The 23,227-nt window shown below is 63.2% G+C and carries 18 protein-coding genes and 1 pseudogene; 9 read left to right on the forward strand and 10 right to left on the reverse strand.

Annotation, left to right across the window (positions count from 1 at the left end):
- Window positions 1–21 precede the first annotated feature (21 nt).
- The gene (locus tag L5G32_RS08995) at window positions 22–1,074 is read left to right on the forward strand and encodes an IS630 family transposase (protein WP_237010702.1); all 1,053 of its coding nucleotides are present in this window, start codon (window positions 22–24) and stop codon (window positions 1,072–1,074) included.
- Here the strand turns inward: L5G32_RS08995 and L5G32_RS09000 are convergent.
- The 5 genes from L5G32_RS09000 to L5G32_RS09020 form a co-directional block, all read right to left on the reverse strand.
- Window positions 1,067–1,249, reverse strand: a complete 183-nt coding sequence (locus tag L5G32_RS09000; protein WP_237010703.1) for a hypothetical protein — start codon at window positions 1,247–1,249, stop codon at window positions 1,067–1,069. The two genes, L5G32_RS08995 and L5G32_RS09000, sit on opposite strands and share 8 nt — an antisense overlap.
- A gap of 94 nt (window positions 1,250–1,343) precedes the next feature.
- Window positions 1,344–1,790, reverse strand: coding sequence for a hypothetical protein (locus tag L5G32_RS09005; protein WP_237010704.1), 447 nt, complete (start codon window positions 1,788–1,790; stop codon window positions 1,344–1,346).
- 39 nt (window positions 1,791–1,829) lie between these two features.
- A complete protein-coding gene (locus tag L5G32_RS09010; protein ID WP_237010705.1) occupies window positions 1,830–2,228 on the reverse strand; it encodes a hypothetical protein in 399 nt (132 codons plus the stop codon).
- A gap of 273 nt (window positions 2,229–2,501) precedes the next feature.
- Entirely contained in the window at window positions 2,502–2,924 is a 423-nt protein-coding gene (locus L5G32_RS09015; RefSeq protein ID WP_237010706.1) for a hypothetical protein, read from the reverse strand.
- Between the two features lie 611 nt (window positions 2,925–3,535).
- Window positions 3,536–3,991 carry a hypothetical protein gene (locus L5G32_RS09020; protein ID WP_237010707.1) on the reverse strand — a complete coding sequence of 152 codons (456 nt, stop codon included), beginning with the start codon at window positions 3,989–3,991 and terminating at the stop codon, window positions 3,536–3,538.
- Window positions 3,992–5,577: 1,586 nt separating this feature from the next.
- Here L5G32_RS09020 and L5G32_RS09025 point away from each other — a divergent pair.
- The 3 genes from L5G32_RS09025 to L5G32_RS09035 all read left to right on the forward strand — a co-directional run bounded on the left by L5G32_RS09025 (window position 5,578) and on the right by L5G32_RS09035 (window position 8,353).
- Window positions 5,578–6,261 carry an MspA family porin gene (locus L5G32_RS09025; protein ID WP_237010708.1) on the forward strand — a complete coding sequence of 228 codons (684 nt, stop codon included), beginning with the start codon at window positions 5,578–5,580 and terminating at the stop codon, window positions 6,259–6,261.
- Window positions 6,262–7,832: 1,571 nt separating this feature from the next.
- Complete coding sequence (locus tag L5G32_RS09030; RefSeq protein WP_237010709.1) at window positions 7,833–8,015, forward strand: hypothetical protein; 183 nt, start codon at window positions 7,833–7,835, stop codon at window positions 8,013–8,015.
- 131 nt (window positions 8,016–8,146) lie between these two features.
- Window positions 8,147–8,353 (forward strand): hypothetical protein, encoded by a 207-nt coding sequence (locus L5G32_RS09035; RefSeq protein ID WP_237010710.1) that lies wholly within the window; start codon window positions 8,147–8,149, stop codon window positions 8,351–8,353.
- Window positions 8,354–8,521: 168 nt separating this feature from the next.
- Here the strand turns inward: L5G32_RS09035 and L5G32_RS09040 are convergent, their stop codons facing one another.
- Window positions 8,522–9,778, reverse strand: coding sequence for an ATP-binding protein (locus L5G32_RS09040; protein ID WP_237010711.1), 1,257 nt, complete (start codon window positions 9,776–9,778; stop codon window positions 8,522–8,524).
- 129 nt (window positions 9,779–9,907) lie between these two features.
- On the opposite strand from L5G32_RS09040, the pseudogene L5G32_RS19450 reads away from it, so the two are divergent.
- The 3 genes and pseudogenes from L5G32_RS19450 to L5G32_RS19370 all read left to right on the forward strand — a co-directional run.
- Window positions 9,908–10,126, forward strand: a pseudogene (locus tag L5G32_RS19450) (hypothetical protein); the annotation flags it as partial.
- 442 nt (window positions 10,127–10,568) lie between these two features.
- On the forward strand, window positions 10,569–14,459 hold the full coding sequence (gene eccCa, locus L5G32_RS09045) for a type VII secretion protein EccCa (protein ID WP_372491666.1): 3,891 nt from the start codon (window positions 10,569–10,571) through the stop codon (window positions 14,457–14,459).
- Window positions 14,456–15,589, forward strand: coding sequence for a type VII secretion-associated protein (locus tag L5G32_RS19370; protein ID WP_237010712.1), 1,134 nt, complete (start codon window positions 14,456–14,458; stop codon window positions 15,587–15,589). The genes eccCa and L5G32_RS19370 overlap by 4 nt, the downstream gene beginning before the upstream one ends.
- A 14-nt stretch (window positions 15,590–15,603) precedes the next feature.
- Here the strand turns inward: L5G32_RS19370 and L5G32_RS09055 are convergent, their stop codons facing one another.
- The 4 genes from L5G32_RS09055 to L5G32_RS09070 are packed head-to-tail and all read right to left on the reverse strand — an operon-like array spanning window position 15,604 to window position 18,500.
- Complete coding sequence (locus L5G32_RS09055) at window positions 15,604–16,836, reverse strand: alpha/beta hydrolase (protein ID WP_237010713.1); 1,233 nt, start codon at window positions 16,834–16,836, stop codon at window positions 15,604–15,606.
- A complete protein-coding gene (locus L5G32_RS09060) occupies window positions 16,833–17,078 on the reverse strand; it encodes a hypothetical protein (RefSeq protein WP_237010714.1) in 246 nt (81 codons plus the stop codon). The genes L5G32_RS09055 and L5G32_RS09060 overlap by 4 nt, the downstream gene beginning before the upstream one ends.
- A complete protein-coding gene (locus L5G32_RS09065) occupies window positions 17,075–17,725 on the reverse strand; it encodes a VOC family protein (protein WP_237010715.1) in 651 nt (216 codons plus the stop codon). The genes L5G32_RS09060 and L5G32_RS09065 overlap by 4 nt, the downstream gene beginning before the upstream one ends.
- 13 nt (window positions 17,726–17,738) lie before the next feature.
- Entirely contained in the window at window positions 17,739–18,500 is a 762-nt protein-coding gene (locus tag L5G32_RS09070) for a maleate cis-trans isomerase family protein (RefSeq protein WP_237010716.1), read from the reverse strand.
- A 272-nt stretch (window positions 18,501–18,772) separates the two neighbouring features.
- Between L5G32_RS09070 and L5G32_RS09075 the strand changes: the two genes are divergently transcribed.
- Both L5G32_RS09075 and L5G32_RS09080 read left to right on the forward strand, forming a co-directional pair.
- Entirely contained in the window at window positions 18,773–20,881 is a 2,109-nt protein-coding gene (locus L5G32_RS09075; RefSeq protein ID WP_237010931.1) for a hydantoinase/oxoprolinase family protein, read from the forward strand.
- Window positions 20,882–20,900: 19 nt separating this feature from the next.
- Window positions 20,901–23,222, forward strand: coding sequence for a hydantoinase B/oxoprolinase family protein (locus tag L5G32_RS09080; RefSeq protein WP_237010717.1), 2,322 nt, complete (start codon window positions 20,901–20,903; stop codon window positions 23,220–23,222).
- Window positions 23,223–23,227: the final 5 nt, after the last annotated feature.

A 23,227-nucleotide genomic window follows, 5' to 3' on the forward strand; every position in this document is an offset into this window, starting at 1 on the left:
GCTGGGTTGAGATAATTAGCTATGGCGAATTCTCCGGCCCCTGCTTTGGAACTGCGCGATGGTGATGCGGACGAACTTGATCGACTCGTGAGGTCGACGTCGGCGGGGCTGGCGCGCCGGGCGCGGATCGTTTGCCTTGCTGCCGACGGGATGGCCAACATACGGATCAGTGAGGTCGTCGGGACGTCGGTACCGACCGTGCTCAAGTGGCGTGAGCGGTATCTTCATGACGGCCTCGACGGGCTCCTTGATGCCGAACGTCCTGGTCGACCACGGTATCTCGATCACGCCGAGGTCGTCTCGGCGACGTTGATGGCGCCGCCGAAGAAGTACGGAGTAACTCACTGGTCCTCGCGGTTGTTGGCTGGGCACCTCGGAGTCGGGAACGCCACGGTCGCGCGGGCGTGGCGCGAGTACGGCGTGCAGCCGTGGCGTTCTGGAACGTTCAAGTTCTCCACCGACCCGCAGCTCGTTGCCAAGGTCACCGATGTCGTCGGCCTGTATCTGGAGCCGCCAGAAAACGCGATCGTGTTGTGCGTGGACGAGAAGTCCCAGATCCAGGCGTTGGATCGGACCGCGCCGATGCTCCCGATGCAGCCCGGGCAGATCGAACGCCGCACCCATGACTACAAGCGGCACGGCACCACGACACTGTTCGCAGCCTTGGAGGTCGCGACCGGGCAGGTGACTGCGGCGGTCACACCGCGGCATCGCCACCAGGAGTTCTTGTCGTTTCTGAGGCAGATTGACCGCATCTACGGCGACCAGGAATTACACCTGGTGATGGATAACTACGCCACCCACAAGAAGGCCGAAGTCCGAGCCTGGCTCGACGAGCACCCGAACATACACGTCCACTTCACCCCGACCTCCGGGTCGTGGCTCAACCTCGTTGAGGTCTGGTTCGGCATCATCGACCGCCAAGCGATCCGGCGTGGTGTGTTCACTTCAGTCAAGGACCTCAACGCCAAGATCCGAGCCTTCATCAACGGCTGGAACGACCGCAAACACCCCTTCGTGTGGACTAAAACCACCGACGAGATACTGAAGAAAGCTCAACCGAAAACTAATTAACGACACGCGACACTAGGGGAGTGCCATAACGCTCGTGGTCTGCGGCCTGCTCCCATTCTTCAGCGGTCAGGAGGTCAGGCCGTTTCTCGCGCAGATATTGCGACAAGAAGGTGTGGCCTTGCCATGCGACAACTTGCAAGCCCTTCTCGGTGAAGTCTCCGAGGTCCGCGATCACGTCGGCGACAGTGACGGTTGGGCCGGTAGCTGCCCCGCTCGACGTCGTCGCGCCGCCGACCAGTGCGAGTGCGAGGAGGCTCCAGGATGCGATCTCAAGCTAATCCAGACAGAAGTTTGCGGGCTGATTCCAGCAGTTCGGGGTCCTGCGCCTGTCCCGCAGGGGATCCGAATTGCACTTCAGCGGAATCTGCGCGGAGCGTCCACACTTCGGGATCGTTGTGTTTCATGACTATAAATGCATACTCCCCGACCTCGGCGCAAAACTGAGGCTCAACCGGTGTTACAGAAAAAATCGGAGATCGATAGGCATTCGCTTCGTCCTCCATCTGTGATTCTGTGGACTTTGAATTCTGAAGACTGACTCTTACCCACGAGTCGAACGTCTTCTGCCCTTTCGTCCAAATCTTCGCATAGATTGCTGCGTCGGGATCCGGGTCGATAGAAACGATCAGGCCATCGACGAGACTACTTGGGAGGACTTTCCTGAGGTGATCTTCGGAGAGTCTTCCTTCTTGGCTCGTTGATGAATTCAGCTGCACGGTTGACCTCCAAGAACCGGGACTCTACCGCCTACGTTCCTATGGCGAGATGACTTCGAAGCTCTCAGTGAGTTTGGTCCAGAAACTACCATCGCCGCCCTTGAATAATGTGCACGAGTGGCTCGTCGTGGTTTTCCTCAAGTTTGAGGCGACATCGACGGTGTAGACCCAGTACGTGGCGCTCGGAGAGTTCTTGTCGACGACTTCGCCACTGTCCGTCCAGTTCATGAAATCGACCCGATCCGATGGCTCATAGAGTGGCCGAATCAAGACAGTGCACTCGCATACGGCGATCGCGTGACGGTCCAGCACGCCCTGCGTCGAAGTCGACGACGGTGCAGGACTGTCGTTGGGGCTCAGGGCCTTGCAGCGAGCGGTAGAGATGACGGCCAGCAGCAGGACGAATGTGTACGCGATTCTTCTGATGCGCTCCTTCATATGTCCCGTCTGTCCGCAGAAATTAGTCTACCCGGGCATTGAACTTGGTCGACGCAGAGTCGCCCTTTTCGAGACGATCCACCGCGACTCTATCGACTGCGGCGAACATTGGTATGTCAGTGACACTGGCCCTGTAATGAATGCTCCATTTGCCAGGGCCGCAATCTGTATCGTTCGAGTCGGCAACAATTGTGAGGACACGCCTGCGGCCCGCGCATGGTCAGATCTTCCTGGAGAGAGAAGCCACCGCGGTCCGCCACGGTGATTGCTTATTCATCTCTCGAACTCCTCGTCGTACTGGTCGATCGTTGCCGGCCCAGGCGGAAGGTCTCCGGCGACCTTCCATCGGATTTCGCTCAGGCCGACCGGGTGTTCGTAGCCTGGCTCTAATATTTCTGTGTGGATTAGATGGAGAGTAAATTCTTCCGGGCTTCCCGAGTACTCGCCGTCGTAGTTTCCTTTCCTGACGTCGTATCGCAGCCCCTGTGTGGTCGCCGCATTTCCTCCTGCGGCGAAGTTCTTAAATACTACGTACAACTCTGTGTCCGTGTTGTTTGCCCGAAGGATTTGTAGGTCTTGTCGATCAATGGAGCGTAGAATACGAACAACCTGTCGGGCAATACTAGTCCATTGTATGTCACTGAGGTCGCTTGTAGGTTGGAGGTCGCGGCTATCATGCTTGTGCTTTTCCATCATCAATTCCGCCCCTCCTCACGGCGCGCCGTTGATGCTTCGGATTTGATCTGAATTGTCGACCCGAGGATATCATCCACGATTCCCCGGATGGCGTTTTCGGGAGTGCATTTGCCTTCCTCGCTGCCGCACCCATCGAGGACGAAGATAGCCAGTAGTGTCGCGCCAAGTGAGCGGGTCAGCAGTACAGCCAATGGATCGTCGGCCGGTTAGGATCGTTTACCTTTGTAAATCTCATCTTCGAGGTAGTCGTAGGCCCAGTTGCATCCGTGGAGACAGTTGCGTGAGCGGTAGATTCGGATACCTCAACGAAATCGACAGACCGTAATTCACCGAGGGCGATCAACTGGGCGCGAATGCTGCTGACCTTCGGCCGTTTAGCGTTGCAGAGCATTCGGCCAAGACGTCCCTCCCCGTCTGCCGCGGCGGCGATGGTGAGCCGAGCCGATTCTGAGACGTTTGCGTATAGTCGGTGATGTTTCCACCTTGACCGCTAGGTGCGGGCGGGTCGCCATGTTATTCGGTCATCCCGCACGCTGCCGTGTCCCACATGATGGCGAATACCAAGAGCGCCCAAGGTGCGATTGACAGCGAGTCCGCCCTGTGTTCGGACATTACAGACCCGCGACGGCGAGCGGGGTATCTATTTCCGTAATTGTGTAGCGGTCGTCGATTTCCTCGACGACAAATACTCTCCGGAGCGACCCATTCACTCCGCCCACGGAAACATGGTGCTTACCGGCTGTGCGTTCAACCGCAATGTCGTGAACGTTCAACGCAGTGAAACGGTGTTTGTCCCGCTCCTCGTCCGTGTATCCATCAATCTCGGCTGCGCCGTACTTTTGTAATCGCTGGTCGAATTTCTCGGCAGACTTCACCGTTTGAAGTATCTGAGCCGAGTTGGTGAGATGCGGTATGCGATCGTATTTGGATTCGGCGACTGCGTTGAGAAACGATTGAACTGTCTCCCGGGTCCTGTCGTTGGTTTTGTGCCTTCTGGATCGGAGAAAACAGACCGCGACCAGCAGTGTGGGCCCCAGAATGGCGAGTCGTCGGGAGGGTGTCTGCATACGTCATACCTCCGAATATAAAGGGGGCGAGAGTCATCCCCAACCGGGAGCGGGGATGACTCTCTGTTTCGCGCGCCAGGGATTCAGTCGGGGGGACTAACTGTCCGGCGCACTTGCTGCCGCACAGGAGAGTACGGACAGCCAGATTGTAATATAACAGACCCGCGATATGGCGCGTCCGCACTACTAGGGTCATTTCGATTCTTGAGGGGGTAAAATGCTACTTGTCAGGTCTGTAAAGTCGCCGGTCCAAGTGGCGTCACCGATTCTTAGGGTCGCGTCCGTGAGTGTTTTGGAGTCCGCATCGAATTGAAGCCTCACGCGCTCCCTGCTACCAGGGTTCAGGGTGGCGATTGACGCGCAGCCGGTGTCGGGATGGTCACTCTGCCCGACGTGTAATGAGGCGCTGATTGTGCGGCCCTCGAAAACGTCCTCTGACTTGTTTGAAATTGTGATCGTGAGGCACGTCTGATCGCTTCCGTTCTGGGACGTACCGTATCCCAGCGCGGATACCCGTACGAACACCTCTTCAGCTAGGCGCTGTTCGCCGTGTACACTAACCGGACTATTGTTCACTGGTGAATCCTCCTAGGTTTCTGAGCATCCCGCCATTAGAAGTGCATGGTCGCGGACCGTGGATCTATCGCGTCGGACGTGCATGGTTTCCGCGCTCCGCCCCAGGTGCAATGAGTTCGGTCCAGAACCTACCTCCGCCGCCCTTGAACAGTGTGCACGAGTGGCTCGTCGTGGTTTTCCTCAAGTTTGAGGTGACATCGACGGTGTAGACCCAGTATGTGACACTCGGAGAGTTATTGTCGAAGGCTTCGCCACTGTCCGTCCAGTTCATGAAATCGACCCGATCGGATGGCTCATAGAGTGGCCGAATCAAGACAGGGCACTCGCGTACGGCGATCGCGTGACGGTCCAGCACGCCCTGCGTCGAAGTCGACGACGGTGCAGGAGTGTCGTTGGGGCTCAGGGCCTTGCAGCTAGCGATAGAGACGACGGCCAGCAGCAGGACGAATATGTACGCGATTCGTCTGATGCCCTCATTCATTTGTCCCTCCTATCCGTGGAACTCGCGCTTCAACGGGGTGCCTCGATTCTCCGGTCGCTGGCCCGCTCGACGTCGCTGCGACAACAAGTGCGAGCACCAGGTGAGGCCTCAAGATGCGATTGGCGGCGAGTTCGCCAAGTTATGCGAACACAGTAGCTGGAGCGCCGCCGATTCTCATGGACAGCGAGGGCCTCGACTGGAACACGATCTAACCAAGCTGCACGCCAAGCACTCCGAGTGGTGTCCTCGAGCAGGTGCTGCCGCCCAATCTCTATGGGCGGGTGACTCGTTCGCCATCTCCGGGCGACTGCAGCTGGCAGCAAACGTCACGCCGCTGCCTGGTCGCTCAACTTTCTGGCGGTGGCCTGCGACGACACGTTTCGGTAACACTACCGGTTTGCGGGAGTGTTGCTGTGGGTGTGTAATGGCGCGCAGGAGCAAAAGCTCCGGATAGACGGATCCACGACGTATGTCGCGGATTTGCGGGGAAGCGTTACAGACGCACATCACGAGAAACGGGGGACTCGTCGTGATTCGACGTATCACCACACCGCTGCTCCTACTTGCCATCGCCGCTGTCGCGATGGCATCAACCTTGTTTGCTGGGCCCGCAGAGGCCCGCACCCATCACACGCGTGAAGGTGTGGACATCACGCTGACCGCCAGCAAGTTGAACGTCCGCAAGGTCGCGCCGCTGGATGCATCCCCGCTATCGGGTGATGCGTTCCTGGCCTCGAACGTGCACGCGGCGCTTCAAGGCATCGAAGGCAAGACCGTCCGGGCCACCGTCGAGGTCGGCTACAAGGTCGGCTACCCGGTCTCGATCGCACCGAATGGGGTCAAGGTCACCGCCCACACTCCCGAACTCAAACTCTCGGGTGGGGTGAATGCCAAGATCGCGCCCGAGGTCACGATTTCGGGCTCCGGTGGCGGCGGCAAGATCGGTGAGATCGGTGCCGAAGCCGGTGCCGAAGCGACCGTGATTCCGTCCGCGGACATGGAATTCGAAGTCGGCGCAGGAAAGGTCACCAACGTGACCCTCGCGGAGATCGCACTGACTAAGCCGGTCGCGGACATCGTCTTGTCGGGCATCGAGATCAACACGTCGAACGCGATCGGTCCGATCGCAGTGCGCCCGTTCGCCAAGATCAGCGTCACCACCGACACCGGCGTGTACGTGTACTACGACCACGGCCCCACCAGCCGCATCTGAGCCGGGGCGACGATGAAACACCTGAACAGTATGATGACGAAGGTCCTCACTGGGCTGCTCGCACTCGTATCCACAATCGCACTGGTCGTTGTCCTCGCCCCGTCCGCGTCTGCAGAGACTCCTTCTGAGCGGTGCGCGCGCGAGACTTCCGCGTACAACGCCGCATGGGCATCGATCGGCAAGAAGCCGCCTGTCCCGTACAAGTGCGGAGGCAGCAACGAGCCGCCACCCACACTGTCGCCGGCGACACCCGAGGACGAACCCGACGAAACGGTGAAACCAACCACATCCACACCAGAGGGCGACGGTGACGGCCCTCGCGTGGAGGTGCCTACCGAACGCCGCGAGATCGAACATCCTGGATCCGGACAGCCAACGATCGGTCAGACGAATACTCCGAACGCCGGTCAGACGAGGACTCCGAACGCAGATAGTCCGGCGCAGAAGACCAGCGAAGTTCCGAGGACGTCAGCTGCCCGTCAATCGCCGGAGAAACGGGAGTTTGGCAAGAAGGCGGTTGCGGCAGAAGTGTCGCCCGCCGGTTGCGAGATCAACCTTGATAACCCACACGGCTCAAGCTCTGAGCCCGGCACCGTCGCGGGGAAAGGTCAGATTTACTGTGTCCGTCCAGTCGAGTCTCTTTGGATGCGGTTGAGGATCTGGGAAAACCGCTGGTATGGGTGGGATCGAATTACTGCAGGTAGGGAGGACGCTACTAACTCAGGGCAGAAGACGTTGAGACACCGCGTGAATAGTGACTTCTGCAACGTCGGCATGGACACCAGGACCACTGGCGATGGACGGTCTATCGAACTTGGCCGGACCTACGCTAATAGCGCGGATACTTCACTTGGAGGCCAGCGGCCGATTGAGATAAGCAGGTGTGGATGACTAGTAGGATGTCGTTGCGCGTTCTAGGGCTGGCGGTCATCCTCTTGGTTGGTGGCTGCAGTGGACAGACAGCCGGTGACGGCACGGGGGAATCGGTGGATTCGGTGATGGAACATCAAGAGCAAAGCGATCCTTTCGACAATTCGGTGCCCGATCCAATGCCCGAACGGCCGCCTGCCGTCTCGTTCTCTTGGGGGTCGCCCGCTGTGGAGCCAACGTTGACGGCCTGGCCGGATTCTCGCAGGGAGCCGGAGATCGTCACCTGGAATCCAGCTCCAAGCGTTTGGGACAAATCGCTCTATATCGCTGGGCGGTCGGCCCCGTATGAGGTGATAGTTTCCGCATACAACCAGGTCGATGCCCGTACTGGTCTACCTCGTGGCGAGATGCGTCGGGACAAATGTGGGCGAGGGAAGGCGTCGTGCCCAATAGTCCGGAATAGCGACGGAATCCGTGTAGACGTCGACAGTATTGTGCCAGACGACGCGGAATATGTTGCCATTCAGATGATTTGGATTGATCCCGCTATGTCGCAGGAATCCTCCGATGATCGATTCATGGTGCTAAGTATCCGGAAGTCGGTGGGATCCTGACTTCCGGAACCTGACCGGCATGACAACGCGCCCCGCAACCTACTCGGTTGCGGGGCGCGTTTCGTCGTTTCAGTGGAGAATCAGTCCATGCACATCATGACTGTCGCTGAGCTAATCTCTGAACTGCAGAAGTACCCCGGAGACCTTCCGGTCGTCGCCGCCGATCGGTGGGCGTACACAACGATCGCAATCGACCGCGGCGGAGTTGAATCGGTCGCAGACCATCGCACTGAGCAAGAGACCACACTGGACGACGCAGTCATCCTCTGATCGGACTACGTCGAGGTAAACCGGGTACCGCCAGTTGGCCGTGGTCCTATCCTCGGCTCATGTCGGAACAGAATCTCCCTTACATCCTCGAGCTAGCCGGGATGGCTGCAGCAAGCGATGACCCTCCGAGTATGACCGAGACCGCCGTGAAGAACGGGATCCCGCGCGATCAATTCGAGCGGGCAGTCACGATCATGCAGGAACAGCGGCTAGACGCAGAGTTCGTTCGCCAGCTCTACATCCTCGACGGCCAGGTTCGCGGGTACGTCGACATGGGCGACTCGCCGTCCATATGGATACTCGGGCAGGCCGCACACGCGCATTACGACCTGAGCTGACCTGCCGGCTTACGCTTGCCATTCGATGGTGATCGAGTCGGGGTTGAAGCCGTGGACGTGCCGCGCTGACCGGTGCAGGGTGACGACGGCGAGCGCGTCGATCGTCGCCTGGCAGACGGTCGATCTGTATCGCGTGGGGCTCGCGGCGGGGATGGAGCACGCGAGTGCCTATCGGATCTCCGCAAGAAAATCACGCTTCAAGATGCCGCTCGAAAGTCCGCACATCATTGCGTAGGGACGCATCAGCGGGTTAACAAATCTGTACCGTGGAGTCTTGGTTGAAGTCTTCGCCAGCAGGACAATCGGGGTGTTCGTGCTGAATCGCTTCAGGTGCGCGTTGAAGTCGGAGTTTTTGCGCGGAATACCGAGGATGAACGCCAGAGGATCGCACACATCTGAAGCGGTGAAGAACCCCATGCGGTCGGATTCAGCGACCGCGCAGGCGATCAATGTCTCCTCAAACGTTGCGTCGCTCCGCGCAGCAATAGTCGCGTTGTAGTACGCCTCGCGGATGCTCGGCTCGGCCTCGTCCTTTGCAACCATCAATGCGTCGAATACATCAGTGAACTCGATAGATTCGCGAGAATCCGCAATCGCGGTACGTCCAACGGCGCTGGCGAGAAGGTGCGTGTAGTAAGGAAAGCCCTCGGACAAGGTCGCGATTGAAGCAGCGGAGTTCTCAGTGATGGTGATCGGCACGCCGCTTCTCTCGCTATACGCAGCGAACCCCTCCTCCACGACTTCAGTCAGTTCCGCGTGGGTCATACGCGGCATGGATACCGGCATTAGGCACCGATCGACAGACGCGTGACCCGCTATGAGATCCGATACGTTGTCAGCGACGCCGACGAGGATCAAGGTGCAAGGCACGATGTCATCGGAGATCTGTTTGACGAGATCAGCGAGCTTTGCCCCGGCGGCAAGGACATCCATTCGGTCTAGCTCGTCGATGATTATCATGAGTCGAGCCTTGTCTGCCAACATTCCCAGCACTTGAGCCACAGCGTCCGGAGTTGGCTCGTCGAGAAAGGCGTCCTCCACACGGTCAATCACCTCGGTGGTGAGTAGTTCAGACAGATGAGGATTGGCCGCGAGGCCGATCTCGCGAGTCAGTCTGCCCGGCAGCTTTCGCCAAAGAGACACAAAGTCGTCCTCGGCGGTGCATGCAAGCCGGATACATACAGTCGTATCTGGGGCCATTGTGAGGTATGTGTCACGCAACATGTAGGACACAGAGGTCTTGCCGACGCCGCGCTCGCCAAAGATAATGGCGTGCTGGCCAGGCGCGCCCGCAACGGTGAGGAGTCGGGCGAGCTGATCTCGACGACCACGAAAGAGTCGCTGATCATCAGTGGGTGCAGCAGGCTTGAAGATCTCTGCCAGCATCGCGATCTTGGCCGCAAAGGCTTGTACGTCGGTCGTCACGAGGTTAGGTTATCGAACTCGTGAATAAAATATCGGTAGTCGATCTAACTTAGGGGTGTCGTATCGGTGCCGTGGCCGGTGTGCCCGAGGTAGGGGTAGCAACTTGTTCGTGGTAACCGTCCCTATCCCGCTTTTGTCGGCATGATCGCGATGATGGCGGTGACGGGCGGGCGCGCGGCGTTCGCGAACCCGTTGTTCCTGATGTTTCCGCTGATGATGGTGATGTCGATGGTCGGCATGGTGGCCTCCGGCGGCCGAGGTGGTCCGGCTTGAGCCGCCGAGGTCAATGAGGACCGCAAAGACTATCTCCGGCACCTGTCGACCCTGCGTGACACCGCGGACGAGTCGGCCACCGTCGCGATCGGGGTGTGGGCGGCGGGCGTGGTGCCGGTCCCGCGGTGTCCGATCATGGCGAGCGTGGCCGCGGCGACTCGGGCGACTTCGGCGACCGCGATCGAGGCGGGCGCGCTGTCGCCGCCCGCCGCCCGCCGACACTCCGGCCGCGGCCCCGAACCCGCACGCCGCGATCGACAACGTCGCGCACGGTGTCGCCGTCAGCGTGCAGTAGTGTGCGTATGTCTGGGATCGGTGCTGCCAGTGGAACATCGGCGGGTCCGGCCACGTCGACCTGTGTGCGTCCCCCGACCACCGAGATCCGAACGGATCCAGTCACAACGGTCATTTCGCAAACCCTCCCCCGAGGTTCGGTGTACAACCAGTGCATCGCTGCGAGGCGATGGCGTCGAGATAATCACGTTCGACGCCGCGCGGTGGGGGATTCGGGGGAATCGTGAACACTGACGGTATTTCGGCTGCACCGACGTGGGCGCCGACGGTCGGACATCGACGTCGGCCGCGGCCGGCACGCATTGCGCCGCCGCCGGGCGATCTGCACCTGGCGTCGCCACCCGAGTTGGCGCGGGGGGTGCCGCAGAACATGCTGTTGCGGCTGCTGCCTGCGGTGATGGTCGTGGCCGTCGTCGGCATGATCGCGATGATGGCGGTGACGGGCGGGCGCGCGGCGTTCGCGAACCCGTTGTTCCTGATGTTTCCGCTGATGATGGTGATGTCGATGGTCGGCATGGTGGCCTCCGGCGGCCGGGGCGGTCCTGCGCGCGCAGCAGAGGTCAACGAGGACCGCAAAGACTATCTCCGGCACCTGTCGACCCTGCGTGACACAGCCGACGAATCGGCGGCCGTCCAGCGCGCCGACGCCGAGCGCGATCACCCTGACCCACTGGCGATTCCGTCGTTGATCGGGACCGATCAGATGTGGGAGCGCCGCCCGTCCGACGACGATTTCGGCGACGTCCGCGTCGGACTCGGCGCGCACCGACTGGCAGGAGACCTCATTCCGCCGGAGACCGCGCCCGTGGAATCCGTCGAACCAGTCTCGGCCGTCGCGCTACGCAGATTTGTGCAGGCGAGGTCGGCAGTGCCCGGGCTCGCGACAGCCGTCTCGTTCCGTGGCTTCCCAGCGATCAGTGTGTCCGGTCCGCACGGTGACGTGCACGCGCTGATGCGGGCGATGGTGTGCAGACTCGTCGTGCAGCACGGGCCCGACCACATCGGGGTCGCCGCCGTGGTCGCCGATCCGGTTGCACCGCAGTGGGACTGGCTCAAATGGCTGCCCCACGTCGGGCATCCGGATCACGTGGACGGGCTGGGTCCGACGCGGATGATCTACCGAACGCTGGCCGCTCTGGAAGCCGACCTCGCCGACCACCTCGCCGACCGCGGGCGCTTCTCGCGCACCGACCCGTCGCCCGGACTGCGGCACCTGCTCGTGATCGTCGGCGACGGCGAGGTGACCGGCGACGAGGAGTTGACGATCGGCGCGGGACTCGACGGGGTGACCGTATTGGAGCTCGGGGCGACGGCCGATTCGCTCGCCACCCGCCGCGGACTGTCGTTGATCGTCGACGGCGCGAAGCTGTCGGCGCAGACGGCCGCGGGACTCGAAGAGTTCGCCGTCGCCGACGCGTGCGGACTCGCGACCGCCGAGGCCGTCGCGCGGGCACTCGCGCGATACCGACCGGCGTCGTTCGGCGCCCTCGCCGACCTCGAGATCTCCCTCACGGCACCCGACCCGGGACTGCCCCGACTCCTCGGCGTCGCCGATGCGGGCGCGTTCGACCCGGCCGTGGCTTGGCGTGGTCGCCGCGGCGCCGACCGGCTGCGCGTCCCGATCGGCTACACCGCCGACGGCACCCCCGTCGACCTCGACCTCAAAGAGAGCGCCCACGGCGGAATGGGGCCGCACGGGCTCTGCGTCGGCGCCACCGGATCGGGCAAGAGCGAACTATTGCGCACCCTGGTCCTCGGCCTGATCGCCACCCATTCGCCCGACGAACTCAACCTCGTCCTGGTCGACTTCAAGGGCGGTGCGACATTCCTCGGCCTCGAGTCCAACCACGTCGCCGCGGTCATCACCAACCTCGAACACGAACTCGAGATGGTCGACCGGATGGCCGACGCACTGTCCGGCGAACTGCACCGGCGTCAGGAACTCCTGCGTGCGGCAGGTAGTTTCGCGAACGTCACCGACTACGAGCGGGCGCGCACCGCCGGGGCCGATCTCGCGCCGCTGCCTGCGCTGGTCGTCGTAGTCGACGAGTTCTCCGAACTCCTCGCGCAGAAACCCGACTTCGCGGAGCTGTTCGTCGCGATCGGTCGGCTCGGCCGGTCGCTGCACATCCATCTGCTGCTCGCATCGCAGCGATTGGAGGAGGGCCGCCTTCGCGGACTCGACAGTCACCTGTCGTACCGGATCGGGCTGAAGACGTTCTCCGCCAACGAGTCCCGCACCGTCCTCGGTGTTCCGGACGCTTACCATCTGCCGAGCGAGCCGGGCGCGGCATACCTCAAATGCGACTCGTCGACGCCGGTCCGTTTCCGCACGTCGTACGTGTCCGGGCCGTACACGCCGCCGGTCGGCGCCACCGTCGACGACGGTCACGGACAGACGGGGGTGGTGCGCGTCTGGAACGCCGACACGGTCGTCGACCTGCCGACCGATGACGATCCGGGCGACCAGCCGGTCGACGTGATGGCTCCGACGGTCCTGCAGACCCTCGTCGCGCGCATCGACGGTCACGGAGCACCGCCGCACCCGGTGTGGCTGCCGCCGTTGGACGACTCGATCGGCCTCGACGCAGTTCTCGCCGAGACCGGCCGGGCGCCGGGCGGGCTGCGCACCGTGCTCGGCCTCGTCGACCGGCCTTACGACCAGCGGCGCGACCCGCTGATCGTCGACCTGTCGGGTGCGGCGGGCAATGCGGCGATCGTCGGCGGTCCCCGGTCGGGAAAGTCGACCGCGCTGTGCACATTGATCGCGGGCCTCGCCCTCGGCCACGATCCCACCCAGGTCAGCGTGTACTGCCTCGACTTCGGCGGTGGCGCGCTCGCGGCGATTGCCGGACTCCCGCATGTCGGCGGCGTCGCGCCGCGTAACCGGCCGGACGCGGTCCGTCGCACCGTCGCGGAAGTCGTCGGCGTTCTCACCGCGCGGGAGGCCGAGCTCACCGAAGGTGCTGGGAGTGGCGACGTGTTCCTGGTGATCGACGGTTTCGGCGTCCTGCGCAACGAGTTCGAAGAACTCGAAGATCAGGTGACCGACCTCGTCACGCGCGGCCTCGCCTACGGGGTCCACGTCGTCGTCGCAGCCGGTCGCTGGGCCGACATCCGTCCGGGCGTCAAAGACCTGCTCGGCTCGCGGATCGAACTGAAGCTCGGCGACGCGCTCGACTCCGAGATGGATCGTCGCGCCGCCGCACGGGTACCTGCCGACCGGCCCGGGCGCGGCATCACCGCCGACGGACTGCACCTGTTGATCGCGGCCCCGACCATCGACGGCTCGGCGACGACGCTCGTCGACACCGCCCTCGCGCGCCATCCCGACCTGCGGGCGCCCGCCGTCCGCACTCTCACGACCCGACTGTCGCCGGACGAGTTCGCCGCGCACGATCGGCCGACGAGCCCCGGGCAGGTCGCGATCGGGCTCGGGGAATCCGAGCTCGCGCCGTTCGTCGTCGACTTCGGCCGCGAAGCGCAGCTCCTCGTGTTCGGCGACGCAGAGTCGGGCAAGACCAACACGCTGCGCGTCCTCGTCGAGGGCCTCGTGGCGTCCGGCCCGGCGACCGAGGTCAAGATCGTGCTCGTCGACTACCGGCGCACCCTGCTCGGAGCCGTGACCGGTGAGCACCTCGCCGGTTACGCGACGTCGGCCCGCACCGCGGCGCCGATGATGGCCCAGCTCGCCGAGTTCCTCACCGCCCGACTGCCCGCCGACGACGTGGGCGCCGACGAGCTCGCCGACCGCTCCTGGTGGACCGGACCCGACGTCTACCTGGTGATCGACGACTACGACCTCGTCGCGGGCCCGACCGGGAATCCGCTCGCCCCGATCGCCGACCTTCTCGGACACGCCCGCGACATCGGGCTTCGCGTGATCCTCGCGCGGCGCTCGGGCGGCATCGGGCGCGCGCTGTTCGACCCGTTCATCGCCCGCATGCGTGACCTGTCGTGCGACGTCTTCCTCATGGCCGGCGACCCCGACGAGGGATACGTCGTCGGTCGACACCGCATGCAGCGGCTCGGAGCAGGTCGTGGCGAGTACGTCTCGCGCAGCCGTCGCGCCGAGGCCGTCCAGGTGGTCGCGCCGAACGAGGACGCGCAGTGAGCGGCGTGCTCGACCTCGCATACGGCGAGACGCATCAGGGAGTCGACATGCTGTTCGAGCACATCGACGAGCCAGGTCTCGGCATCCCGCTCGTCCTCGCTCCGGGGGTCGCGCAGGTCACGCACCCGTCGACGTGGGGCACTCGACGGATCACCGAGTTCCGACGACGCCTGGCCGCGGTCGGCGTCGACGCGACCCCGGTGCCGCGGGCCGTCGCCCTCGCGCGCAGTCACGCCGACGCGACCGTACGACGCTCCGCCGTGGTCGAGACCGCGGTGGCGCCGTCCACCGGCGGCCACTGGATGGTGCACCTCGTCGACAGGCGGGACGACGACTGGGCGATCACCCGGGTCGCCGTGACGCTGCCGTCCGACGTCGTCGACGATCCCGACTGGGCCGCCGTCGTCGCGGCCGCCGACATCGCCGTGGTCGACGGGCCGGACTCGACGTCGATCGACGATGCGATGCGGACGATCGCCGCTCCGCCGGGCGGGGTGGTCCGCGCCGACCGGGCTCTCGTCGCACGTCACGGTGGACGGACGGTGTCGGCGCGAGCCCTCCTCGCTGTCGCAGTCCCGCCGCCGCCCGCACCGTCGCCGCGCCCCAGGAAGCCGATCGTGGTCGGCCTCGCCGCGTGTCTGCTGGTCGGACTCGGATGGTTCCTCGTGCGGCCCGGGCCGTCGCCCGCCGAGTCGGCGGCCGCGCAACAAGTCGGAGGGGTGCAGGTGGACGTGCCTGCCGGGTGGCGCCGTTCGGATCTGTCGGATGATCGGCCCGCCGACGGAGTGGGCGAGCGCGCCGTGTTCGCCGACGCCGACGACGGCAGCCGGATCCTCGTCGTCGTGACGAGTCTGCGCGCCGGATCGACACGAACCAGCGTCGCGGAGAGCTTGGCCAACCGGCTCGCGCAGCGCGGCGACGACGCGGTCCTCGAATTCGCACCCGACACCGTGTTCGGCGGTCGACGCGTCATCTCCTATCGCGAGCGCCCGGCGTCCGGTCCGCCGATCGCCTGGTACATCGACGTCGACCGAGCGGTGCAGACGAGCATCGGCTGCCAGCAGGGGAGCAGCGGGGAGTCCGTCGACGTCGTCTGCGCGAGTGTGGTCGCGTCGGTGCGGCCTGTGTGAAAACCCCAGTTACGTTATGCGGGGAATCTCTGGCCGAGCCAATCCCCGATCTCGGCGGCGGCGAGGCTCGCTCCGGTCGGAGCACCAGGGCTCAACGGGCCTCCGAAATGAGTGCCAGCGACGCGCCGGTGGTCCACGTGGTCGGAGCCTAACGCGGCGACCATTGCGGCGGCATCCTCAGGAAAGCAAGCGGCGTCGCCGGTGAGTTCGACGAACAGTGACGGACTGTTGACGCCCGGCGCACATCGCAAGAAGTCCGCGTTGGTCGCGTTCGCAGACCACGTGGACAGCCAAGCCTCCGGGGTGACGAGTCGGCAGAAGCCGATGAGGCCGTAATTCGTGAGGTCCGGGCGCCGTCCGAACAACGAACCGTACGGACGGTCGTTCGGGTCGAGCGACAAGTCGGTGAACCGCAAGTCGGCATCTGTGCGATACACAGTCAGGACACGCGGTGCGAGTGACTCGCGCCGGTCGACTGGATCCCGCGAAGTGGTGAATCGGGCGCGGGCCTCATTTGCGCGATCAACGCGTGCACGGGCCTCCGCGTCGATCCGTGCGATTCGCTCCGCTTGAGCATCGCGGTATCGGGTCACGAACTCCGGAGAATAGGTCGATGAAGTACCCGGCTCCGCGAAGCCGTTCGCGGGAGCGAACGGATCCAGGTCGGGCCGGGCGGACAGCGGATCCGACTCCTCTGCCACGGATGGGTCGATGAGTCTCTGCAACAAGGCGCCTTGGCCGGGGTGTGGTGCCATGAACACCGCAGCGTCGGGCAGTGGCATATCCGCCGCGGCGAGATCGACACGTCGACCGGACGGTGCCGCCGTCAATCGGTCGGCTGGCGCGAGTCCCGCCTGTTCGTGGTAGAAGGCGAACAGGGTTCCTCCTCCGGAATGGCCGAGGGTCACGCGGTTTTCGAACCCGCGATCGCGCAGGAACACCTGGCCCGCGGCCGCGTCGAGTAGTGCTTGTTCGTGGATGAGATTGAGGTCGTTGTTAGTCGATCGTGTGCCTTGCGTCCACACGGCGTAGCCGCGCATGAGCAATTCCGGGACGAGCACATGATGTGTGACGTCCTGTCGAGGGTGCATCAGAGACACGACAGTCGTCGCGCCGGGGAGATTACGGAGTACACCGTGCACCTTTGCTCCGTCTGAGGTCGACAGCTCGTGGGCTGTCGTGACGGTCTCCTTCGGAATCTCGGCAGCCTCGATGTAGCGTCCGGCACCGAGTCGATCCTGAGTCATCGCTCCTCCAGACGCATCGCGTCCTTGTCCCATTGCGTGATTCGAGTATCGATCAAGCCGGCGACGCTGCTGTACCAGACGGCGTGCCTACAGCCGGTCGCCCGACGGTCGATGACGATCGTGTCCGGACCGCTGACTTTAAAGTATGGTCCGATTCGTTCGACGGTCACCGACTCGGTACGGGCCGCGACGTCGACCACCGGCCAGTTCTCCGGAACGTCGAGCACGAGCAGTGTGGTCATCGGTTTTCCACCCCCTGAGTACTCGTGGACTGAACAGATTCCCAGTCCTCTGCACGTTCGACGATCAACTCCGCCTTACGTACGAGCAGGGCGTCCATGGAAGGGGCCGGACCTGACACGACGTCGACCAATGCGTCGATGGTGAGGTTGGCGTCGAGATCTTCTTGAGGAGTGACTGGCCGCATCGCGCGCGTGATCTCGATCATGTACCCGTTGGGATCGTGTGTGTAGATCGATTCGATCGTCTCGTGCTGGATCTGCATCTCCACGGGCCATTCGCTGTCGTCGAGGCGACGGCGGTACTCCATCAAGTGTGCTTCGTTGTCGACATGTATCGCGAGGTGGCGGGATCTGATGAACCAGATCGGGACGTCCTCGGCGAACCGCGAGTAAGAGTCTCCTTGCGGTCCGCCGTCGAAGGGCTCCAGGCCGAAATAGTAGAAGAACGCGAGGCGGTCGTCGTTGCCGATGTCGAAGAAGAAGTGAATGAAGTCGGGGTGCTGGTCGGGCCCCCAGCCTGCGGCGCAGATGGAGTGGACTACCGGGAACCCGAGGGTGTCGCGGTAGAAGCGGACGGTCCCGGCCGGGTCGAAGGTCGGGTAGGCGACGTGGTCGACGCCGCGGACGAGATGCTGAGATTCGGACATATCTGTTCTCCTGTCATGAATGAGTGGGACTTGAGTGGACGTCGCCGCGGAGCAGAGTGCCTGCACCGGGGATCCCCGCGCGAAGACCGAGTGCCTGGAGGATGCTGTAGGCGCCAGCAGTCGCGGCCGAGACGACAGGTATGCCGAACTCTTGTTCTGCCGGTTCGACGAGGTCTAGCGACGGCATCTGGACACAGCAACTGATGACGAGTGCATCGACGTCGGTGAGGTCGAGAGACCGAGCCGCAGTCATGATCTGCTCGCCGGGAATGCAACCGACCTCGGTGTTGTCGGCCACCTCAAGGGCGCGCCAGTCGGCGATTTCGAGGCCCTCGGATTCCAGGTAGGCGACCACCTTCTTCGCGAGTGGCTTCATGTACGGCATCACCAAGCTCACCCGCTTCGAGCCCAAGGCGTCGAGCGCTTCGGTAAGTGCTCCCGCGCTCGACCGGATGCGGGCCGCAGAGCCACCTGCCGCAAGTTGCTCAGCGACCAGCGACTCGACGCGGTGATGCTCGCCAGGGCCGCCGACCATGATCGCAACAAGACACGCATACAGGATCACATCGGGCGACGCATCGCCGATCTCGACAATGCATCGTTCTCGTTGTGCGTTCATCGCGGCCAAGCCCTCTGGGGATACCTGCTGCATGCGCATTCGGGTGGAGTGAAACGAGAAGTCCGAAGCCGGGTGTGCGCCAAGGATTCGGGGCAACTCGGTCTCCACGGTGACGTTCGAACTGGGTACGACCAGTCCGATGCGGTGGGTAGTCATTGGGGCATGAGCCTTTCCGTGGCATCAATTAATCGTCTGTAGTGTCGAGTATTTGACTACACCGACATTAATGTCAAGGGCGAGGGCTGTCGGATCGTCGTGCGACCACCGCGCAGGTTTGGGCATCACCGCACCGTAGAAGCGTCTTTTCAAACAAACTTCGGCGAACTCCTTGACTTTTGTTGCGTGAACGTCGAATAATCGTCAGTAACGAAAAATTGGTGATTCGCATCACTACAGTGATGGGTATGGCAGAAGGAGATCAGGAGCACATGGCATACGTAATCGGCGTAGATGTCGGCGGCACGTTCACCGACGCCGTTCTGGATGGCGGGGATGGCACGGTGGTAGCTGGGAAGGCACCGTCCACGCCCCCTGACTACTCGACAGGTGTCATCGACGTACTCGGCGTCCTCGCGGAACAACTCGGGCAGCCCCTCGATGAAATGCTGGCGAACACGCACCACATAGCGCACGGCACGACGTCGTCACTCAACGCGCTCGTGATGAATCAGGTGCCCGACATCGGGTTCATCACCACCAAAGGGCATCGGGACTCGATTTACATAATGAACGTCGAAGGTCGGTATCTCGGGCGTTCCTCGGAGGAGCTGCAGGATCCCATCGGGCAGAGCAAGTCGCACGGTTTGATTCGTAAACGGCACGCCCTCGAAGTGACCGAACGTGTCGACCGGGACGGTCGCATCATCGTCTCGCTCGACGAGGACGAGGTGCGCTCGGCTGTCCGTGCACTCGTCGCCGACGGGATCACCGCGATCGCGGTGTCGCTGCTCTTCTCGTTCCGCAATCCCGCACACGAACAACGGATCCGCGAGATCGCACACGAGATCGACCCGGACATGTTCGTCGCGATCTCTAGCGAGGTGTCGCCCCGTATCCGCGAGTTCGCGCGTAACGCGACGACCATCATGAGTACGCAAGTCGGTCCAGGCCTGCGTGACTACCTCGGGGAACTCGAGTCCAAGCTGCGTGACCACAAGCTGACCGGTCCGCTGCTGGTGATGCAGAGCAACGGCGGCGCCATCGCTGCAGCCGAAGCGCCGGGCAATGCCATCTCGACTGTCGGCTCCGTCCTCACCGGGGGCGTCGTGGGCGCTGTCCAGCTCGGGCAGCAACTGGGCCACTCGAACATCATCGCTACCGATGCCGGTGGCACGACCTTCCTCGCCGGCCTCATCGTCGACGGCGACCCGGTCCGGTCGTCGTCGACGGTCATCAACCATCACCCGATCAACGTGCCGACTCTTGAGGTCCATGCGATCGGTTCCGGCGGCGGAGCCATCGCCTGGATCGATGCCGGCGGCAATCTGCAGATCGGGCCCCACAGTGCACAGGCAGTCCCCGGTCCGGCGTGCTACGGAAACGGCGGTATCGAGCCGACCAATACGGACGCCAATCTCGTCCTCGGGATCATCCCCGAACGTGGTCTCCTCGGCGGTCGACGCGCTCTCGACCTGGACCTGGCCCGCGAGGCGATCCGAGTTCGCATCGCTGAACCGCTCGGACTGTCGATCGAGGACGCCGCTGCCGCGATCTACGAGGTGCAGAACGCTCAGACCGGCGATCTTCTCCGCAAGACGGTCGTCGAGGCCGGTCACGACCCGCGTGACTTCATCGTGTACGCGTTCGGCGGCTCCGGTCCGGCTCACTGCGGGCGCTATGCACAAGAGATCGGCGTAATGAACGTCGTCGTACCGCTCGGCCAGGTGGCGTCCGCGTTCTCTGCATACGGACTGGCGTCGTCCGACATCGTGCTGGCCAAGGAGATGTCCGATCCGGCCGCCCTTCCACTCGATCCGGCCCGTGTCGAGTCGAACTTCGCGGCGCTTGAGTCCCAGGTCCGCGACATGCTCGATCGTCAAGGCCTGCATTTCGCGTCGATCGAGATCGAACGCGAGATCGACATGCGGTACACGATGCAGCTGGCCGAGGTCGCCACCCCGGTCCCGCGCGGTGCCATCACGGCGGAGATGCTCGCCGACGCCGAGAACGTATTCGAGCAGCGGTACGCCGGTCTCTACGGTAAGGACAGCGGTTTCCGTGAGGCCGGCGTCCAGGCCATCACGTACCGCGTCCGCGGAACGGGCGTTCTGCCCTTCTCCCCGGTCCTCCCTGAATTGGAAGAGGCGTCGATGACGGATGCGTCCGTCGCCCTTACTGGCGTCCGCAAGGTGTGCCTGGGTGTGCGTAACGGTTACGCGGACACCTCGATCTACGACTATTCGAAGCTCCGTGCCGGCCACGTCCTCCGCGGACCGGCGGTCATCGAAGTCCCCACCACCACTGTCGTGGTCCCGGACGACACCACCGGCACCATCGACCGGCTCGGCAACCTGCATCTCGCGGCCGATCAGGCATAGCGACTAAAGGAGATTTGAAATGACTGCACCGATTCCAGGCTCCGAGGTCTTCTCGAGCCGTCCACTCGACCCCGAGGCACTCAGTCGCGCAGTCGGCGCCAAAGTGCCGCTGCACACTGTGACCCAAGAACAGATCGACGCCGTCGATCCGCTCACCTACGAGGTGATACGCCACCGCCTGTGGTCGGTTACCGATGAAATGGGCGAAGCGCTGAAACGGATGTCCGGATCGCCGATCGTCACCGACGCGAACGACTTCGACTTCGCTGTCAGCGACGAGGTCGGACAGGAGGTTCAGGTCGGTCTCTACAACACGATGCTCGTCGGAGCTGTCGATCTCGCGATCTACTGGACCCTGCAGAACCGGTCCGACAATCCGGGCATCGAGGAGGGTGACATGTTCCTCTGCAACGATCCGTGGGTCGGCGGAGGTCTGCACCAGAGCGATGTGATCGTCTACCAGCCGATCTTCTACAACGGGGAACTCTTCAGCTGGACCAGCGCCATCTGTCACGAACCGGACCTCGGCGGATCAGGGCTCGGTTCGTTCGATCCTTCTGCGAAAGACGTGTTCTCCGAGTCGCTGCCGACGCCGCCGATCAAGGTGGTCCGCGACTACGTCCTGCAGCGCGACGTCGCGGATGCGTGGACCCGCCGCTCACGTGTACCGATGCTCGTCGGGCTCGACCTGCGTGCCAAGATCGGCGCCAATACAGTCGGTCGCAACCGTCTCCTCGCCGTTATCGAGCAGTACGGTGCGGACACGGTCAAGGCCGTGATGAAGCGCATGATGAACGACGCGGAGTCCCGTCTGCGCACCAAACTAACTTCGCTGCCGGACGGTACGTGGAAAGCCACCGGCTACCAGGATCAGGCCTCGACGGACGATCGCGACTTGCACAAGATCACCGTCGCAATGACGAAGGCTGACGATCACCTCGCGTTCGATTTCACCGGCACCGATGCGCAGACAGGCGTCATCAACTGCACGTACGCGGGCATGCGCGGCGGAGTGATGCTAGCGCTACTACCGATTCTCGCCAGCGATATCCCATGGTCTGCAGGCGGTCTGATGCGCTGCTTCGATCTCATCTCAGAAGAGGGAACGATCAACAACGCGACGTTCCCGGCAGCCGTCAGTCGCGGCCCGATCGGCCCCGCCTGGCTCACGGGCAACCTGATCGCCGAGTGCCTGGCGCAGATGCTCGACCAGGACATCGAACTCGGTAAGAACGTTCAGGCGTCGTGCTGCGGCACGTGGGACACTGCGGTCGTCGCAGGCCTCGACGAGCGCGGTGAACAGCCGGTGCCGTTCCTGAACATCATGATGGAGCCGATGGCCGGTGGATACGGTGCGCGGCCGATCGCTGACGGCATGGACACCGGCGGTCTGTTCTGTATCCCGATGGGGCGCATCCCCGACACCGAGATGACGGAGTTCCTGTACCCGTTGCTCACCTTGTGGCGGCGTGAGGAGCCCGACTCCGGTGGTCCAGGCCGTATGCGCGGCGGCGTCAGTGCATCACTGGCAGTCACCCCGTACGGCAGCAGCGTTCCCATGGGCTTGGTCCTCGCATCGGCGGGCAAGGCCGTCTCGCAGAACGGCGGCCTCGCCGGGGGACTGCCCGGCAATACCGGCTTGGAGATCTTGGCCAGGGAATCGTCCATTCAAGACCTGCTCGCGTCAGGGACACTGCCCGCGAACCTGGAGGAGATCGCCGGATCTCAACAGATCGGCGCCTGCTACGCGGAGAGCTACCTCGCACCCGGCGACGTGCTGTTCATGCACTGGCAGGGCGGCGGCGGATACGGCGACCCGCTCCGACGTGACCCCGCGTCAGTTGCCGCCGATGTCGTCAACGGCAAGGTGACTGTCGATGGAGCACGGGTGAACTACGGCGTCATCGTCGACGGAGAGGAAGTCGACGATGACGCGACCGTGCAGCGTCGCGCAGACCTGTTAGCGCAGCGACGTGATCGATCGCATGTTCCGGATTCTCCGGACACCCGCGTCGATCTGTCCTCCGCTCGCCGCATCGACGACAATCTCGCGCAACTCACGGTCGGCGGAGTCAAGATGATCGCCTGTGCCCACTGCGGTCAGATCCTCGGCGACACGGACTCCGGTCAGTTGACTCTCGCGCACTATGAGGGTCCGTCGAGTGACGTCGGGCCACAAGTGATCTCGGCGCCGGAGGAGTACGTCGATGCCGAGATCGTCTTCCGGCAACAGTGCTGCCCCGGATGTTTCACCGCCGTGTATTCGGGCATCGTCCCGACCGATCACCCGGACCACATCGGTGAACTGACCAGCCTGCTGCCCGCTGCACCGACCACCTAGGAGTT

Source organism: Gordonia zhenghanii (assembly GCF_021738965.1).
Taxonomy (GTDB): Bacteria; Actinomycetota; Actinomycetes; order Mycobacteriales; family Mycobacteriaceae; genus Gordonia; species Gordonia zhenghanii.

What these genes read in the sequence shown, in the direction of transcription:
- L5G32_RS09015 (WP_237010706.1), bottom strand. Translation starts at nt 2,924, where the DNA reads ATGATGGAAAAGCACAAGCATGATAGCCGCGACCTCCAACCTACAAGC.
- L5G32_RS09080 (WP_237010717.1), top strand. Translation starts at nt 20,901, where the DNA reads ATGACTGCACCGATTCCAGGCTCCGAGGTCTTCTCGAGCCGTCCACTC.
- L5G32_RS09020 (WP_237010707.1), bottom strand. Translation starts at nt 3,991, where the DNA reads ATGCAGACACCCTCCCGACGACTCGCCATTCTGGGGCCCACACTGCTG.
- L5G32_RS09010 (WP_237010705.1), bottom strand. Translation starts at nt 2,228, where the DNA reads ATGAAGGAGCGCATCAGAAGAATCGCGTACACATTCGTCCTGCTGCTG.
- L5G32_RS09030 (WP_237010709.1), top strand. Translation starts at nt 7,833, where the DNA reads ATGCACATCATGACTGTCGCTGAGCTAATCTCTGAACTGCAGAAGTAC.
- L5G32_RS09075 (WP_237010931.1), top strand. Translation starts at nt 18,773, where the DNA reads ATGGCATACGTAATCGGCGTAGATGTCGGCGGCACGTTCACCGACGCC.
- L5G32_RS08995 (WP_237010702.1), top strand. Translation starts at nt 22, where the DNA reads ATGGCGAATTCTCCGGCCCCTGCTTTGGAACTGCGCGATGGTGATGCG.
- L5G32_RS09070 (WP_237010716.1), bottom strand. Translation starts at nt 18,500, where the DNA reads ATGACTACCCACCGCATCGGACTGGTCGTACCCAGTTCGAACGTCACC.
- L5G32_RS09065 (WP_237010715.1), bottom strand. Translation starts at nt 17,725, where the DNA reads ATGTCCGAATCTCAGCATCTCGTCCGCGGCGTCGACCACGTCGCCTAC.
- L5G32_RS09035 (WP_237010710.1), top strand. Translation starts at nt 8,147, where the DNA reads ATGACCGAGACCGCCGTGAAGAACGGGATCCCGCGCGATCAATTCGAG.
- L5G32_RS09055 (WP_237010713.1), bottom strand. Translation starts at nt 16,836, where the DNA reads ATGACTCAGGATCGACTCGGTGCCGGACGCTACATCGAGGCTGCCGAG.
- L5G32_RS09060 (WP_237010714.1), bottom strand. Translation starts at nt 17,078, where the DNA reads ATGACCACACTGCTCGTGCTCGACGTTCCGGAGAACTGGCCGGTGGTC.